Consider the following 16,447-nt stretch of genomic DNA (forward strand, 5'->3'; position numbering starts at 1 on the left):
AGCCACGCCTGGTCCTCACACTAAAGCGTTTCTCTAGGGAAGATCGGCTCGATCTCCTGATACTCTTTCGGCCCTACAACTCGGATATCTCCATTCTGCGCTTGCAGGCATAGCATTCTGGCGCCCTGATTCTGACCGTCGACAAAGTTGGTTGGTCCGAATGGCAGGAAATGATCCGAATATTGGCTCACGTTGAAGGCGTCGATTACACGCTCCTTGTCCGTACTTCCCGCGCGCTCAATGGCATCGGCAAGCACTTTAACAGCAAAGTATCCGTAGAGGACTTCCCATGTGAACAGATTGCCACTGGTCTCGACCCGCTGGCGAAATTCACGACTACGCGGGTCAATGGGATTGTACCAATTGTTGAAATCGATGATCCCCGCAGCGATCGTTGGCTGCTCCTGAATAAATTTAAGGTTGAACCCGGCGCCGCTGATCGAGAAAATCGCCTTCGCATTTACCCGCTGTTGGACGAGGGATCGAGCGAGAAGAACATATTCATTTGCGTAGCTGGTGATAATGATGAGATCAGGGGCCGCCGATTTAACCCGTAGCGCGACATTTGTGAAATCCCGCGTCGGCGTCGCATGCGCAATTCTGTCGACTACGGTGATATTGTGCGTGGGCAATTGTTCCGAAACGAGATTTGCGGTGTTGGTTCCGAACTCGCCGTCTTCGTGAATCAGAATTGCCGTTTTTGCAGGACTGCCGGCGTTGGTATTCAGTTCATTCAACGCCTCTATCGCATCTTTGACGAGAGAGGCATTGGAGGGGAAAAGCCTGAAGACATTCCTCAAACCACGCTCTGTCAGCAACTGCCCAGTCGGGCCATCGAGACTGAACGGGATGTCGTACTTCGCCGCGGCCTGAGTGGCGGCTAGGCTGACCGCAGTCGAATAAGCTCCCGTGAAGCCGGCGACGCCCTGTTCCGCCATCTGCTCCACCAGGCTTGCGCCGATTTCTGGGCGGCTCTGGGCATCGCCCAGAAGAGCCTCGATCTGCGCTCCGCCAAGGGCCTTGATGCCGCCGGCCGAATTCAAGTCTTCTACAGCCATGGTTGCGCCCAGGCGGCACTGCTGCCCTGAAAAGGCGACGGCTCCCGATACCGGATGGATCAAGCCAATTTTGACCGGGGCATGCTGCGCACGGAGAACGGCGGGAAGCGCAAGCGTCACAGCCCCTGCACCAAGGCTGGCGACGATCGAACGACGGGTCATGTCCATTTTATGTGTCTCCTCTGAGGTAGCTGTCTGCTGGACGCAATTTACTCTATTTCTTCGTGCAATATGCCAATGTCGATTGACTATGTTGATTAGGAATCAAGAGATAGGCAGGTGTGTTACAGGTGATGTGTGGCATAATGATTTGAGTTATACTGACCGTACATGCCTCAATCCATACGGATCCCACCGTTTACTTGAAGCGTGACTCCCGTTGTGAACCCGGCACCGTCGGAGGCGAAATACAAAACCGCATCCGCGATTTCCGATGGATCGGCCATCCTGCCAAGCGGCGTCGAACTGACCATTGCAGCGCGCCGATCCGGAGAGTGCGAGCGGATCATGTCTGTCTCGACCGCACCGGGGGCCACGCAGTTTACGGTTATGCCGCGCGGTGCAAGTTCGATTGCGAGAGACTTCGTGAGACTTTCCACCGCGCCCTTTGATGCGGCATATGCAGGACCCGTTAGAACGCCACCCGTTCGGGCTGCCAACGACCCTAGGAGCACAATCCGCGCTCCATCGGAAAGCCATTCGAGGGCTTCGCGAAGGCACAAAAAGCAACCGGTGAGATTGACGTTGATTATATTTTGCCAGCGGTCGAGCGTCAGCGCCGACATTTTTGTATTATCTACTATTCCGAAGCATAGAACAAGTATATCGATCTGCGTGATCGAATCTCGCGCGGCTTGGAATGCGAGGGCCACGCTTTCTGGTGACCGAACGTTGATCTGTTGGGCGACAGCCCCGGTTTCGAACGCGAGCTTGTCCAGTGCTGGGCTCGGTAGATCCATGCAAATCACGCGGTTGCCCACAGCGAAGCGCTTGCTTATCGCAGTTCCAATTCCGCCAGTAGCGCCGACGATACAGACCCGCTTGTTCAATGCGTGCTCTCCTTGCTGCTTTCCGGATGGAAAGGCTCCAGCGGCGTCAGATCGCCCGCCCTGCTCGGTGGCCCTCAAAGACCGCCTCCAGCGCCGTTCGCGGCGCAAGCGCATCTCCAACCGTGACGATCTTGCTGATATTGTTTGTCCTCGCGCTTACAATCGCGCGATAGAGAGCGGTGTTAGAAGTGCCGAGCGTCGGCGCTACGACCGAGTCGCACTCTCCTCCGTTCAGCAGTTCATTGGACCAGCAATCGCGCAGCGTCAGGTTGCCACCAGCTAAACCATGAACGCTGACAAGGGTTCTGAGGCGCAGACCGTAGTCCAATACTCGCTTCCGCCATCCATACGCGCTGTAAATTGGAACGTTCGCCGCAATCTGGCCGTTGGGAATATAGAGCGTTACTTCCCGGCCGCTGCCGGCGACATGCTCGACGAAGGATGCGATTGCCCAACTTCCCTGATTGTCCTCGACGGCAACTCGCCGACCAAGTCGATCAGGCTCGCGCAATGCATCCTCCAACGTAAGCGCGTTGCCGCCGCCTTCCAGTTTCCGCGCCACGGGAATGCCCCCGGTCGCGAGGATGACCACGTCCGCATTATACGCCAGAACGCTTTCAGCCGAGGCTTGTTTGCTAAGCTCAAGTCGTACGCCGCGATTTTTCGCACGTCGCTCCTGACTTGCCACCAGCTTCAAAAAGTCCTGCCGCTGCGGCATGTATGCTATCCAGTTGACAGCGCCGCCAAGCCGCTCTTTTGCATCCCACAATTCTACATCGTGACCGCGCGCGGCGGCCGTTATCGCCGCCTCGAGCCCCGCAGGGCCACCGCCTACAATCAGCACGCGCTTTGGCTCCTTCTGACCTGCTTTCAGACGGAACGGCCACTGACGTTCCAATCCGGCCGTCGGATTGACCAGGCAGGAGATCGGCTGGCCGAGCTGAAGCATTCCTGTGCAACCCTGGTTGCAGTGGATGCATGGAATGATCTCGTCTTCGCGGCCTTCGATTGATTTTCGGACGATGTCGGGGTCGGCAATGTGCGCTCGAACCATTCCGATCATCTCGACGCCGGGATGCTCCAAAAACGCATCCGCCATCGCCATCGTGTCGAACTTGCACACAGCGAAGATCGCGGGGCGATGCTTGGCACGCTCCACGCTTTGGGCGATGGCAATTGGAAATGGCCGAAACTGTTCACGATTGAACTGCATATCCGCCATCTGCGTCGATAGCGTATAGCTTGCATGATACGCGGAGTGGGAGACGTTTATGAAGTCGAGATGAACCTCGTCCGCCAGCCGTCGTGCAATCGGCACCATCTCATTTATTCCGAGTCCACCCGGTAAGTATTCTTCGGCGGATATCCGAATTCCGAAAGCGATTTCCTTTGGCACGACAGTGCGCACGGCGTGCAGTGTCTCCAGGCCAAACCGCAATCGATTTTCGAAAGTCCCGCCATAACGGTCGGTTCGGGAGTTGGAGTGGGGGGACATGAATTGCTGGAGTAGATGGCCGTGGCCAAGATGCACCTCAATTCCGTCGAAACCAGCCTCCATCAACCTTTTGGCCGCCGCCACGTGGCAGTCAACGATCAGGGCGATGTCGGCTTCGGTCATTTCGTGCGGGACGGGCGCCGAACTCGACCATGGCAGTTCCGATGGCGCCCAGGCGTCCGTCCGTGCATATGTGCCGTCAACTTCGCGGCCCATATGTACGATCTGCCCGAAGATTTTTGCTCCCTCATCGTGTACGCAGGCCACAATCTTTCTGAAGGGCTCGATGCAGCCGTCGTCGGCACCGGAAGTCGCGCCTGAGCGCCCGAATGACGTCGGGTGAACCCTGATCGTTTCGTAGATTATTAGCCCGGCGCCGCCGGCAGCCTTGGTGCGGTGATATTCCTTGTGTCGCTCTGACGGGCGGTTCCCGTCTGCGAAATTGGTCGTATGCGCCGGCACAAAAATTCGATTGCGTAGGGAAACCTGACCGATCCTTGTCGGCGAAAGCGCTCGTTCATACCGCGGTGAACCCATCGGAAGCGTCCCATATAGCGAATGTTCTATCTAACAGAACATCATTTCATTATGACAGTTTGATAGATTGCGTCAACGCTTTTATTCGCCTTCGTAACAACGGGCATTGCGACCGGGGAAACGAGAAGCTGCCGACCAAAGACTTTTAGGGGTGCTGGCCTGCGGCGACGAAAAGCTGGGAGATGGGCGTCAATCCTTCCAGCCAGCCTCGCGTAAACCGGACGCAGACGCCGGCGACACCCCGACCAGGTCGGCGAGCGCCCGGCGGTCAAGATCGCTTCACGAATCGGTCGAAGATCGTTGCGACGAAATGGACCGCTGTTGGCGTCGAGGACCGTTTTCGTCGGTGACGGCGTTCGCGGTGCGCAGCGCTCCAGGTCTTTGCGTTGCTTGTGCAGGGCTGCCGCTTCTGCCCTCTTCCTCGCCGCTGCCTCGACGTGTGTTGCCGCCGAATGCTCGCGAAGTGTCGACCTCTAGGTAAGCTTCCGGCGCGGAAGAGGCAGTCCGCCTTGATCGTTGGCGGAAATGGGAGTGGCTTGCTGAATCATTCATCGTCAGAAAGTGCGTATGACGCCTTGACATCAATCGCCAATATGAAAAAATAGAATTGTGTTCTGTTACTCAGAACCTATCATCAGACTGCTCGAAAGTCTGACGTTACGACGCGACCACAAAAAAAAGAGGGCGAACATGAAAAGGCATATTCATTTTGCGACGCTCGCGGCGACCATCGCGTTTCTCAGCCCTGCAGCTGCACAAAAAGCGGAAATTGTCGCTGCGACCGATGTCGGCTACGCGCCATTTGCCTTCGTCGCCGATGATGGCACCTACGCTGGTATCGATATAGAAATCGCTGAAGCGCTGTCCGCAGCGATGGGGATTACAATCAAGGTAATCGATCAGCCTTGGTCGAGCACCTTTCCGGGCTTGGCGGCTGGCCGATTCGACATGATTTTGGCACCAGCGGTGATCAATGAGGAGCGCGCCGAGAGCGTTTTGTTCACAGAGCCATACGCGGATGCGCCGTTTGGCTTTCTGGTGCGAGCCGACTCCCCGGCTATCACCGGCATGGAGGATTTACGCAACAAGACGGTTGCGACCAACAAGGGTTCGGCTTTTGATCGCTGGATCACTGAACGTGCGGAAGAGTATTCAATCAACGTCGCTCGTTACGACAAGAACTCCGATGCCGCCCAAGCGGTGGGGACCGGGCAGGCGGACGCCGCAATCGCATTCACTTCCGCTGCCGGCTGGATCGCCCGGGAAAACGAGATGTTCGCCGTAGCGCCTTTTCAGATCGATTCCGGTACGCATCTAGGCTACGCGGTAAACCACAAAGATCCCGAACTGCGCGACCGAATTGAAACCGCGCTTGAATGCTTGAAAACGCGCGGTGTCATTGCGGCGGCCTTTGAAAAGTGGACCGGAGTTGCGGTAGCAGAAACGGATACCGCCAGAACGCCGGTGCCCGGCTTCGGAGCGCCGAACTTCAAGGGTTACGACGAGACCCGTCACGAGGTCGAATGCTCGCAATGACGCTCGCGACCGAAAGCAAGGAGGTCGAGAGCGAGAAGGTGGGCCCGTCCGGCGGGCCCATCCTCGAGCTTTCCGCCGTGGCAAAGAACTTCGGCGGCGTCCAGGTCCTCAAGGGAGTAGACCTGAGGGTCGATAAGAGCGAACTCGTGTTCCTGATCGGCCCGTCAGGGTCGGGCAAGTCGACCCTGCTGCGATGCTGCAATCACCTGGAGCTGCCGACCTCCGGGCACATTCTCTTCGAGGGCGTCGACATCGCCGGCAGGGGTGTCAACATTAATACCGTCCGCCAGAAGATCGGCATGGTATTCCAGTCCTTCAATCTCTACCAGCACATGACGGCGCTACAGAATGTGACGCTGGCGCTGCGCAAGGTGGCGGGAAAGCCCCGCGCGGAGGCGGACGCCATCGGCATGGCGATGCTGGACCGGGTCGAGATGGCGCACCGGGCCGGCTACTATCCCTCGCAGCTTTCGGGCGGTCAGCAGCAGCGCGTGGCCATCGCCAGGACCCTGGCGCTGGACCCCAAGGTGGTGCTGTTCGACGAACCCACCTCAGCGCTCGACCCGGAGCTTGTCGACGGCGTGCTTCAGGTCATGCACGACCTGCGGCGGTCGGGGATGACGATGCTGGTGGTCAGCCACGAGATGCGTTTCGCGCGCGACGCCGCGGACCGCGTCGTGTTCATGGCGGACGGCAACATTGTCGAGCAGGGAAGCCCCGACCGGATATTCACCGCCCCCAGCCATCCCAGGACCAAGAACTTCCTGGCCAGTGTCTTGCGGTGACGTTCATGGCGGAGTTCTTCGATGCCTTCTTCAATGTAAGGATCATCCTGCGCTACCTTCCTGATCTGCTGCTGGGAATGGCGGTCACGCTGGGCCTGGCGGTCGCGCTGACGATCCTAGGCTTGGCGCTGGGCACCGCGCTCGCCATGCTGCGAAGTTACGGCTTTCGGCTGCTCAACTTCTTCATCGTCATCTTCGCCGACGTCATGCGGGCGCTGCCGCCACTGATGGTTATCGTGCTCCTCTATTTCGGACTGCCCTATTCGGGTATCCGGCTGAACGGCGCGGTCGTCACGGTGATCTCGCTGGGGCTGATCCTCGCCGCCTTCGTCGAGGAGCTGGTCTGGGCGGGCATTCGCGCGCTCGACAAGGGCCAGTTCGAGGCGGCACGGGCCTCGGGTCTGCAGCATGGCCAGGCGCTGGCGCACGTCATCGTTCCGCAGGCAGTGCGCCTCGTCCTGCCGGCACTCATCAGTCGCCTGATCATCATGATCAAGGCGACCTCGCTCGCCTCCGTGGTCGCGGTTCCGGACCTGATCGCGCAGGCCAGTGCCGCCCTCGGCTTTTCCTCAAACGCCTCGCCGCTTTTTGCGGCATCGATCGGCTATCTCGTCCTGCTCGTTCCGTTCGTCGTGTGGGGACGCAGGATCGAGGCACGCTACAAGTGGGGGAAGTGAGCAGTGGACACGTTTCTCGGCCAGTTCTTCAACCTCGCCATGATGCAGCGCGCCTGGCCGCTTCTGTGGCAGGGTCTTCAGATGACCCTGCTGGTGTCAGCCGTGGTCGTCCCGGGTGGCGTCATCTGCGGCGCGATCCTGGCTTCGGTGCAGTCGATGAGCAACCGGGCGGTCAATGCGCTGCTGATCGTCTATATCGACTTCTTTCGTGCCTTTCCGCCGCTTGTCCTGCTGATATTCATCTATTACGGCATGCCGTTCTTCGGTGTGGACCTGGCTCCGTTCAGCGCTGTCTGCCTTGCAATGGTCCTCAACATATCAGCCTATTTCTCGGAGGTGGTGAGAACCGGCATCGAAAGCGTGTCGAAAGGGCAGATAGAGGCGGCGCGCGCGACGGGCCTGACGCGGATGCAGACATTGTGGTACGTGACGCTGCCGCAGGCGATCCGCAATGTGATGCCGGACCTGTTGAGCAACATACTCGAGACGATAAAGAACACGTCTCTGGCCAGTGTCGTGACCCTGCCCGAACTGCTGCGCATGGCTCGCGTGGCCCAGGGGAATATGTATAATACATCGCCGCTGGTCGCTGCTGCCCTGCTCTATCTACTTCTGCTCTGGCCCCTTGTTAGATTCATAACATATCTTCAAAACAAGAAGCTCACGCAGTAATTATATTTCATAAGAATTAGAAGCGTTCGAGGTACCATGCCGAGGAAAAAAAACACCGATGCCCAAACTGCCGAATTGCCTGGTGTAGCAGCAGCCAGTCGGGCCTTGACGATATTGTCGGCATTTCGCACAGGTGACAAGAATCTATCGCTCGCTGAGCTGAGCAGGCGGACGCAACTCTACAAGAGCACCATTCTTCGCCTAACGCAATCGCTGGAATCTTTTGGCTATCTTCTTCGCCAAGAGGATGGCGACTATGTTTTGGGGCACGAATTGATACGCCTGGGCGGCATCGCATCTTCAGCTACCACTAGCTACGACGTTATTTCCGCAAGTCTTCGTCGTCTGGTCGCGGAGACCGGCGAGAGTTCAACCTTTTATGTGGCGCGTGGGGACTTCCGCCTCGCTCTATTGAGAGAGGATTCACCTAGAACTGTTCGCGATCACATCCGAGTTGGAGACTTGCTGCCGCTCGACAAAGGTGCAGCGGCACATGTTCTGACACGCGTCAATGACGGTGAGATCGCGGTTCATCATTCGCTTGGTGAGCGCGATCCCGATCTCGCAGCGGTTGCGGGACCCGTTTACGAACATGGCAAATTGATAGGGGCGATCCAGGTGTCGGGACCAATCTCGCGTCTGGACGAAACACGTCTCGATGACGTGCGTAAGCTCGTAGAGGTCGAATGCCAGTTTCTTCACAGGGCGCTTCGCCGATAGCCGCTTCTTCACCAGAGTACCCGGGACGTCGGGCTTGGGTGTCGGTCACAGGCCCGCGCGCCCACGCACCACCTCTGCCGGATCACGCGCGAGCGCTTGGGCAAGGAAGCCGCCACCTCGCCAAAGCGCAACCTCATTTAAAGTATCCAGACGGCATATCACGCTGACGGTTTTGCTCCCACTCGGGGTTTCGATCCGCAGTTGGAGCGGCATGCCGGGAAACAGGTCCGATGCCGCCGTCTCTATGTGGAAGATCTCGTCGCCCGCCAACTCTATCGGTCGATCCCACTGAAGTGGCAGTACGCCAACCAGAGCGAGATTGGCACGGTGAATACGTTCAAAGCTTTCTGCCAGCACCGCCGCGATGCCAAGCTCGCGGGTTCCCTTTGCTGCCCAGTCGCGGGCCGAGCCGATTCCGTACTGCTTACCCGCAACGATTATGAGCGGCGTTTCGTCGGCCGCGTAAAGGCTGGCGGCATCCGGTATGGGCATGAAAGCACCGGAGGGATGGTGGCGCGTCCAGTTTCCCGGTCTGTCGCCAGCTAGACGATTGGGTACGTTCGGGTTGGCGAACGTACCCAGCCGCATCAGCGGCGCGTTGCCGCGCCGAGCGCCGTAGGTGTTGAACCGGGATTCCGGAATGCCGAGATGTGTCAACATCCGCCCTGCCGGGCTATCGGCCGCGATGCGCCCGACTGGGGATATGTGGTCGGTCGTCACATTGTCGCCTAGCAGGAGAAGCGCACGTGCGCCTTCGAGCACTGCGCCCCTGTTTTCGGACGACGAGAAGCGAGGTTCGACGAGATAGTTACTTTCGGATGGCCACGGAAAACACGCGCCTGTGGCTGCCGGAAGCGCGTCCCATTCCTCACGCACCGGCGCTGACGGTTTGGAGAGCGAAGCGGCTGCCTGCTTGAGCGCGTCTTCGATCTCCGAATCCGAGGGCCAAATGTCCGCCAGCCGCACTGGACCGTGAGAACCAGTCGCGAGCGGCTCACTGCCGAGGTCTATATCCATCCGTCCAGCAAGCGCGTACGCGATCACGAGGGGCGGGGACGCCAGATATGATGAGCGGATCAGCGGATGTATCCGTCCCTGAAAATTACGGTTGCCCGACAGGATTGCCGCGACATTGACCTTTCTCGTGCGAATCTCCTTGGCCACATTGTCGGGCAGCTCGCCAGAATTGCCCACGCATGTCATGCAACCGAAACCAGAAATCGCGAAACCAAGCTTTTCGAGCGGCGAAAGAAGGTCAAGTCGGCGCAAATAGGCGCTAACCATGCGCGAGCCCGGCGACAGCGAGGTTTTTATACGCGGGGAAACGCTGAGTCCGCTTTCCACGGCATTGCGCGCAAGAAGTCCCGCGGCGATCATGGCGCGTGGATTGGATGTATTGGTACAACTAGTGATAGCCGCCATGACGACGTCGCCATCGCTCAGTATGTCGCTTTGTTCACCCCGAGTGGTGGAAAACCCATTGCTGATGGGGTTGCACTGATGAGGCAAGCTCGGTCCGGCAACCGCAGGCATGATGGCACCAAGATCGATCGACAAGGTTCGCGCGTAGCGTCGATTGACGTCATTGGCCTTGTCCAGTAGCGGCATCCTCGAAAGGAACCAGCCCGCCAGGGCGGCCGCTTCTGATCGCCCTGTGGCTGCCAGATAACGAAGTGCCATGTCGTCCAGCGGAAACAACGTCGCAGTCGACCCATATTCGGGTGTCATGTTAGCAATCGTGGCGCGTTCTTCGACCGAAAGGTGCTCCAATCCCGAACCGAAGACCTCGAGGCAGGAACCCACGACCCCGAAGTCGCGCAATCGCTTCGCGAGCGCAAGGGCAATATCCATCGTCATCAGGCCGGGGCGGGGTTTTCCGCGCAGTTCCAGGCCGACGACCGGAGGAAGAAGGAGATCGACCGGATGCCCCAGCATCACTGCAGTAGCTTCTATGCCACCGACCCCCCAGCCCAAGACGCCGAGCCCGTTCGCCATCGGTGTATGGCTGTCCGCACCGACTAGGGTTTCGGGAAATATCCAGCCGTTCTGGGCAACGACACCGGAAGTGAGGCGTTCCAGATTGATCTGATGCACTATGCCGTTGCCAGGCGGAAAAACCGAAAGACGGTCGAAAGCGCCCTCGGCCCAACGAAGGAAACCAAAACGCTCGGCATTCTCCTCATATTCGATGGTGAGGTTGTACCTGTCCGATCCGTGGCCCGTCTTTTCCGCCCGGATCGAATGATCGACCACCAGATCGACCGGGCACACCGGCGTGATTGTTTCGGGATCTCGGCCAACTCGAAGGGCAGCATCACGCAGGGCGGCGATATCCAGAAGAGCCGGCACGCCGGACGCATCCTGAAGCAGCACGCGATACGGGTGAAACGGATGGCTGCCCGTGCCTTCCAGCAGGTCGCGGATCGCCACATCCAGCGCTGCTCGGTCTCTGCCGGATATGACAGCGTGGCGAATCAGGTTTTCGACGACTATCAGGTGGACTCGCGGTGCGCAGGTTAGTTTAGCATGGCGTTTAGCAACGGCGGCAAGATCGACATATCGACCATGCTCGCACGCCTTGATATAGACTGGGAAGGGTGTCGACATCACTAAGCCGGCACCACACGAACCGAGCCGGTCAGCGCCCGTATTTCCTCCGATGAATAGCCGATCTCCGCGAGCAGTGCAGCTGAATGCGCGCCGGCTGCGGGCGGATCGTCAAAACGGGAGAACGTCCTTCCGCCGACGGTCATCGGTAGGCGTGGCAGTTCCGCCGTGGTTCCGTCGGGAAGCGACAGCTTTCCAAGACCGCCGGTCGCCTTGAGGTGGGGGTCGTCAAATAGGTCTTCAGGTTGCTGAATAGGCGCGAAGGGAATACGGGCTGCCTCGCACAGTGCAATGCCCTCGTCCTTCGAAATACCCTCGAAGAATTGTTTAAGCATGGGGATGAGGCGGTCGCGTTGGGCGATGCGCTGGTTATTCGTCGCCAGCTCCGGATCAGCGGCGAGATCGGCCAAGCCCGCTTTGTCGCAGAACCGCCGCCAATGAATATCCGAGGTGATGCCGACGAAAAGCTGGTCGCCATGGGCGAGATCAAAGACCTCGTAGACGCTCCATGCTGAAACGCGCACGGGCATGGGAGGCACAGGCTCGCTGCTCTGGGCGGCCACGCAGAGATGCTGACCCATCAGGAACACGCAGGTTTCAAAGAGGGCCGTTCGCACCAGTGCGCCGCTATTGCTGGTGCGTCGTTCCATCAGTGCCACAAGGATGCCGATCACCGCGAACATCCCACCCGCGATATCAACCACCGAGGTGCCTGCCCTGAGTGGCTTTCCGGGCAAGCCGGTCATGTAGGCAAGGCCGCTCATCATCTGAACCACCTCATCGAGGGCCAGCCTCGTCTCGTACGGTCCCGGCATGAAGCCTTTCAAAGAAGCGAACACGAGCCGTGGGTTCCGGGCGCGCAGCGTCGTTTCCCCGAGACCCAGTCGCTCCATCGTCCCCGGTCCGAAGTTCTCGATGACCACGTCGGCCGTGTCCACGAGACGCAGAGCCGCCTCCCGGCCGTCTGGCGATTTGAGGTCGAGAACCACAGATTTCTTATTGCGATTGAAATAGCCAAAATAGCCGGCCCCAAAGCCCTTCAGCCGACGTGTGGGCTCACCGTCGATCGGCTCGATCTTGATCACTTCGGCACCAAGATCGGCAAGGATCATTCCTGTCACCGGCCCCATGACTGTGTGGCCGAAATCGAGGATGCGGATGCCCGCGAGCGGCAAGGTATCTGTCATGCTTCTTCTCGTGGTCCCGTCAGCTTTCGGGGTCCGTGCCCGGTGTACGCGTAGGGGCTTGAGGGCGGCAGCGGTCCTTTGATCCGCCCGCCCTGCCGGCTCTGTTCCCACGCGTGGGCAAGGATACCTACAGAGCGCGAGAGTATGAAAAGCCCGCGCGCGAGCGGTGGCGGGAAGCCAAGCTCGCCGTAGAGACAGGCGGTGATGCCGTCGATGTTCATTGGCAGCGGTCTGCGCTTTACCGCGAGAAGACGCTTCTCGACCGTGCGGCCGATGGCACAGTAGTCGCCGCCGATCGCGCCTTGCGCCCGCGCCTCGTCCAGGAGCTTCAAAAGGCGGGGCGTCCGCGGGTCGACTTTGCGGTGAAAACGATGGCCGAAGCCCTCGATGGGCCGCTTTACTGCAAGGCGAGCGTCCACGGCTTCGGCGACGGCCGAGTCGATGGAGACTCCTGACGCCATCGCCGCGCGAATGCCTTCATAGAACTCCAGCGCCTGCTCGCCGGCCCCACCGTGAATGGAGCCCAGAAGATTGACGCCAGAAGCTACGGCGTTGTTGAGACCCACCCCGCAGGTCATCGCCATGCGCGCCGTGGCGATGGACGGAGCCTGTGGGCCGTGATCGACGGCTGCTACCAGCGCCGCCTCGAGTAGCCTCGCCTGAACGCGTGATGGCCTTTCGCCGCGAAGCATCAACCAGATCTGATCGACGAAGCCAACATTGCCGATCAGGTCCTCAATCGCATATCCACGGATGCGAATAATGTTGGGATGAATGTCTATAATCTCTGTCTGCCACCAGGACGTCACTTCGTCGGCCACGGGAGGTGCCCCTCTGCCAGAGTTATTATGAGGCCCCATTACTGGCGGCCGGTGCCTGTCACGAGGGCGCGAGCGGCTCGATGCCCTTCAAAAACGGCCTGCAAAAGAGAACGCGGCGCATGCGCATCTCCGATCGAGCTGACAACCAAGGCCTGCGCTTGCAGTTCGTTCATAAACAAGGTTTGCGCCTGTCCGCGCATGGCAAGCACCAGCTTGTCAAACGGGCCGCACCGTTCCTCCTTCCCTAGCGAGGTCTCCGCCAGGATCAGCGAGCCATTATCAAGTCCCAAGAGCTTGACTCGCGTCCGCACCAACACCCTGCTGGCGCGAAGACGCTCCAGCGCGGTCATGCGGCTGTAGATGTTGATGTCCCAGAGTGGCGAGTCGGGCTGACTGAAGAACGAGACTTCAGCACCGGCGCCGGCAAGGGTTTCTGCCGTCGACAGAGCGCCCCAACTTCCGGTCTCATCCCAGATGGCCACCCGTGCGCCGTGCCACGAATCCCTCGGTGCGGTAAGAGCGTCGTCGACGGAAATCCCCGCCTCGAAACCACGGCGGACCGTCGTTTCGTTTGTAGCACCGTTGGCGAGCAGGACGCGATCCGGCGCGAAGGCACGAATCTCGTTGACGTCGGCGCGTTTGCCAAGGACAACACTGACGCCCGCCTTCGCCGCCTGTTCGATCAGGAAGTCGCGCATCCTATGGAGGTCGCTCCGCCCGGCGCCAGCCCCGGCCACATTGAGCTTTCCGCCCAGGCTGCCCGTGGCTTCCCATAGCCAGACGCGATGTCCCAACTCAGACGCCACGCGGGCAGCTTCGAGCCCGGCAGGACCGCCGCCGACGACAAGCAGCCGCAAAGGAGCGACATCGTTAGGACGGCCTTCGAGCCAATACCCCTCTCGGCCTACGCGGGGATTCATCATGCACGTAATCGGCTGGTTTGTCGCCAGTTGCTCAATGCAGAAATTCGACGCAATGCACGGGCGGATGTCCGCTTCGCGACCGGCCTGCGTCTTGGCGATAATCTGCGGATCAGCGATATGCGCCCGCATCATGCCGACCATGTCGATCTTGCCTGTCGAGAGCGCGTCCTCCGCATCCGACAAGGAGGTGTATCGTGCAGCCGTCAGAAGAGGAATGTCGCCGATGAGCTCGCGCATCCTCAGTGTCGTATCGAGATAGGGATGGCGCGGCGCGCTCATGTCGGGGACATGATAGCCGATGCTTGGCCAGTTATAGGACGCGACGGATGCATTGAAGAAGTTGATGCCGCGCTCTTGCGCCGTGCGGTGGATGATGTCGAGGGATTGTTCCGCATCGAGCCCGCCGCAAAGCAACTCGTCGACGCTAACTCGAACCCCGAAGGCGACCCGACCGCCGATCTGATCGACAACTGCGCGCAGAACCCGCAGCGGAAATCGCATGCGATTTTCCAAGCCGCCACCGAACTCGTCAGCGCGCTGGTTGGTCGCCGGCGAAAGGAACTGGTGCAGCAGATGGCCATGGCCGAAATGAATCTCCATTCCATCGAAGCCGGCCTCAATCGCGAGTTCTGCCGCGTTGCGATAGGACTGCACTACCTCGTCGATTTCGGCGCGGGTCATTGGGTGTGGTATTTGCCCGCTGGTCGTCCAGGGTGTGTCGTCTGGCCCCCACGGCGCCGATCGGTCGACGGCATTCTCGCTGTGTCGTCCGGCATGCGTGAGCTGGACGAAGACGGGCACGCCTTCGGACTTAATCGTTTGGGTAATTCGCTGAAGGCCCGGAAGCGCCTCGCGATCGGCTCCGGTCAAACCTCCCGACCTGCCGAGGCTGGTGCGGTGCACGCGCAATGGCTCGACAATGATTAGGCCGACGCCGCCCCGCGCCCGTTCGCGATGATAATGGATGTGCTTTTCATCGGGTAGAAAATCAGTCGCGAAGTTCGTGGTGTGGGCAGGCACGAAGATGCGATTTTTTACCTCCACCTTGCCGATGCGAAAGGGGCGAAAGACGCTGGGGTAAGCGGAATCGCCGAAAGCTTTGGTTTGCGCGACCATGGTCAACCCATCCAGATTCCGCCGATGTCGATCGTCGCCCCGGTGATCGAACCCGCAGCCGGAGAGCACAGGAAGGCAACCGTTCCCGCGATCTCCTCAGCGGCAATAAGCCTGTTCAACGGCATGGTTGCACGCAGCTCGTCCTTTACGCTGTCTTCGAGGCGGTCGAGCATGGGCGTCGATACGGGTCCGGGAGCAACGGCATTGTAGCGGATACCGCGCGCGCCCTTATCCTTCGCGAGATGTCGAACCAGGCCCAGTATCCCGGCCTTTGCCGTGGCATAGGCCACTCCGGAAAGCCTATTGCCGCCGTGCCGACCATTGACCGAGCTGAAGAGGACGACCGCACTGTCTTGGCCGAGCAGCCGCTCGGTCTCGCGGCAAACCACAAAGGCCGACGTCAGATTGGAGTCCATGACAGCATGCCATTGCTCCAGCGAATGGTCTTCTATTCCACCGACGCCCACTGATCCGGCGGCGTGGATCACCGCATCGAGCCGCTCAATGCCTGCAAGCGCGGCAGCTATATCGTCAGGTCGCGACGCATCTTGGTTCCTAGAGCGATCGAAGCCGATGATTCGCCAACCCTGATCGCGAAAAAGTGCCGCACAGGCGGAGCCGATCCCACCTTCTGACCCCGTTATAAAAGCTGTTTTCACGACCACCTTCCAGCCTGCCGATCTGCCCCGGCATGGATTACAGAATGTTCTGTTGAATAGAACATCGTTGCAAAAATAAGCTCTGAATCAGCCGCGATGTCAAGTCTGAGCCGACAGAATTTTTCACTTGCTATCGAGATCAGAACGGTGTTCTGTTTAATGAGAAACGAAGGAATGCACAATGCTGACGAAAACGATCTATACAGCCTACGCGGAGAGCACCGGCGGGCGCACCGGGCGCAGCCGGACCAATGATGGGCTCCTTGACCTCAAGTTGGACAAGCCGGTGGAAATGGGTGGCGAGCATGCCGGCACCAATCCCGAGCAGTTGTTCGCGTGTGGCTATTCCGCCTGTTTCGGCGGAACGATCGACGCCATCGCCAAGGCGCAGAAGATCGAGCTTTCCGACATCGTTGTTGCCGCGGAGGTCGATTTCGGCCCCCGGCAGGGAGGGGGGTTCGGTGTCGGAGTCCGCCTTAAGGTTCAATTGCCGGGGATCGACCGGGAAACAGTTGAGAAGTTGGTCGAGATGGCACATCGCAATTGCCCCTATTCCAATGCGACGCGAGGCAACATCGACGTTGAAATCGAGATACTAAACTGAC

General features: G+C 59.4%; 14 protein-coding genes. 6 read left to right on the plus strand and 8 right to left on the minus strand.

Annotated features, from left to right (window positions below; genetic code table 11):
- Nucleotides 1–20 precede the first annotated feature (20 nt).
- The 3 genes from B9Z03_RS02885 to B9Z03_RS02895 form a co-directional block, all read right to left on the minus strand.
- Nucleotides 21–1,226, minus strand: a complete 1,206-nt coding sequence (locus B9Z03_RS02885; protein WP_139832146.1) for an ABC transporter substrate-binding protein — start codon at nucleotides 1,224–1,226, stop codon at nucleotides 21–23.
- A 167-nt stretch (nucleotides 1,227–1,393) separates the two neighbouring features.
- Nucleotides 1,394–2,107, minus strand: a complete 714-nt coding sequence (locus B9Z03_RS02890; protein WP_176247410.1) for an SDR family NAD(P)-dependent oxidoreductase — start codon at nucleotides 2,105–2,107, stop codon at nucleotides 1,394–1,396.
- A gap of 46 nt (nucleotides 2,108–2,153) precedes the next feature.
- Nucleotides 2,154–4,139: an oxidoreductase gene (locus tag B9Z03_RS02895; RefSeq protein WP_085462804.1), complete on the minus strand. Its 1,986-nt coding sequence runs from the start codon at nucleotides 4,137–4,139 to the stop codon at nucleotides 2,154–2,156.
- Between the two features lie 690 nt (nucleotides 4,140–4,829).
- Between B9Z03_RS02895 and B9Z03_RS02900 the strand changes: the two genes are divergently transcribed.
- Genes B9Z03_RS02900 through B9Z03_RS02920 form a run of 5 tightly spaced genes read left to right on the plus strand, consistent with a single transcriptional unit; the run spans nucleotide 4,830 to nucleotide 8,529 of the window.
- Nucleotides 4,830–5,675: a substrate-binding periplasmic protein gene (locus tag B9Z03_RS02900; protein WP_085462805.1), complete on the plus strand. Its 846-nt coding sequence runs from the start codon at nucleotides 4,830–4,832 to the stop codon at nucleotides 5,673–5,675.
- On the plus strand, nucleotides 5,672–6,460 hold the full coding sequence (locus B9Z03_RS02905) for an amino acid ABC transporter ATP-binding protein (protein ID WP_085467469.1): 789 nt from the start codon (nucleotides 5,672–5,674) through the stop codon (nucleotides 6,458–6,460). The genes B9Z03_RS02900 and B9Z03_RS02905 overlap by 4 nt, the downstream gene beginning before the upstream one ends.
- 5 nt (nucleotides 6,461–6,465) lie before the next feature.
- The gene (locus tag B9Z03_RS02910) at nucleotides 6,466–7,137 is read left to right on the plus strand and encodes an amino acid ABC transporter permease (RefSeq protein WP_085467470.1); all 672 of its coding nucleotides are present in this window, start codon (nucleotides 6,466–6,468) and stop codon (nucleotides 7,135–7,137) included.
- A 3-nt stretch (nucleotides 7,138–7,140) separates the two neighbouring features.
- Complete coding sequence (locus B9Z03_RS02915; protein WP_244561639.1) at nucleotides 7,141–7,809, plus strand: amino acid ABC transporter permease; 669 nt, start codon at nucleotides 7,141–7,143, stop codon at nucleotides 7,807–7,809.
- A gap of 36 nt (nucleotides 7,810–7,845) precedes the next feature.
- Nucleotides 7,846–8,529: an IclR family transcriptional regulator gene (locus B9Z03_RS02920; RefSeq protein ID WP_085462806.1), complete on the plus strand. Its 684-nt coding sequence runs from the start codon at nucleotides 7,846–7,848 to the stop codon at nucleotides 8,527–8,529.
- 45 nt (nucleotides 8,530–8,574) lie between these two features.
- On the opposite strand, the gene B9Z03_RS02925 is transcribed toward B9Z03_RS02920, so the two are convergent.
- From B9Z03_RS02925 to B9Z03_RS02945, 5 genes are read right to left on the minus strand one after another with little or no spacing between them, the layout of a single operon-like run.
- Entirely contained in the window at nucleotides 8,575–11,136 is a 2,562-nt protein-coding gene (locus B9Z03_RS02925; protein WP_085462807.1) for an aconitate hydratase, read from the minus strand.
- A 2-nt stretch (nucleotides 11,137–11,138) separates the two neighbouring features.
- A complete protein-coding gene (locus B9Z03_RS02930) occupies nucleotides 11,139–12,323 on the minus strand; it encodes a CaiB/BaiF CoA transferase family protein (RefSeq protein ID WP_085462808.1) in 1,185 nt (394 codons plus the stop codon).
- Nucleotides 12,320–13,144: a citryl-CoA lyase gene (locus B9Z03_RS02935; protein WP_244561640.1), complete on the minus strand. Its 825-nt coding sequence runs from the start codon at nucleotides 13,142–13,144 to the stop codon at nucleotides 12,320–12,322. Before B9Z03_RS02935 ends, B9Z03_RS02930 begins: the two co-directional genes overlap by 4 nt.
- A 38-nt stretch (nucleotides 13,145–13,182) precedes the next feature.
- Complete coding sequence (locus B9Z03_RS02940) at nucleotides 13,183–15,183, minus strand: oxidoreductase (protein WP_085462810.1); 2,001 nt, start codon at nucleotides 15,181–15,183, stop codon at nucleotides 13,183–13,185.
- 2 nt (nucleotides 15,184–15,185) lie between these two features.
- Nucleotides 15,186–15,842 carry an SDR family NAD(P)-dependent oxidoreductase gene (locus B9Z03_RS02945; protein ID WP_176247411.1) on the minus strand — a complete coding sequence of 219 codons (657 nt, stop codon included), beginning with the start codon at nucleotides 15,840–15,842 and terminating at the stop codon, nucleotides 15,186–15,188.
- Nucleotides 15,843–16,023: 181 nt separating this feature from the next.
- On the opposite strand from B9Z03_RS02945, the gene B9Z03_RS02950 reads away from it, so the two are divergent.
- Nucleotides 16,024–16,446, plus strand: a complete 423-nt coding sequence (locus tag B9Z03_RS02950) for an organic hydroperoxide resistance protein (protein WP_085462812.1) — start codon at nucleotides 16,024–16,026, stop codon at nucleotides 16,444–16,446.
- Nucleotide 16,447 lies beyond the last annotated feature (1 nt).

Source organism: Mesorhizobium australicum, assembly GCF_900177325.1.
GTDB classification, from domain to species: Bacteria; Pseudomonadota; Alphaproteobacteria; order Rhizobiales; family Rhizobiaceae; genus Mesorhizobium_A; species Mesorhizobium_A australicum_A.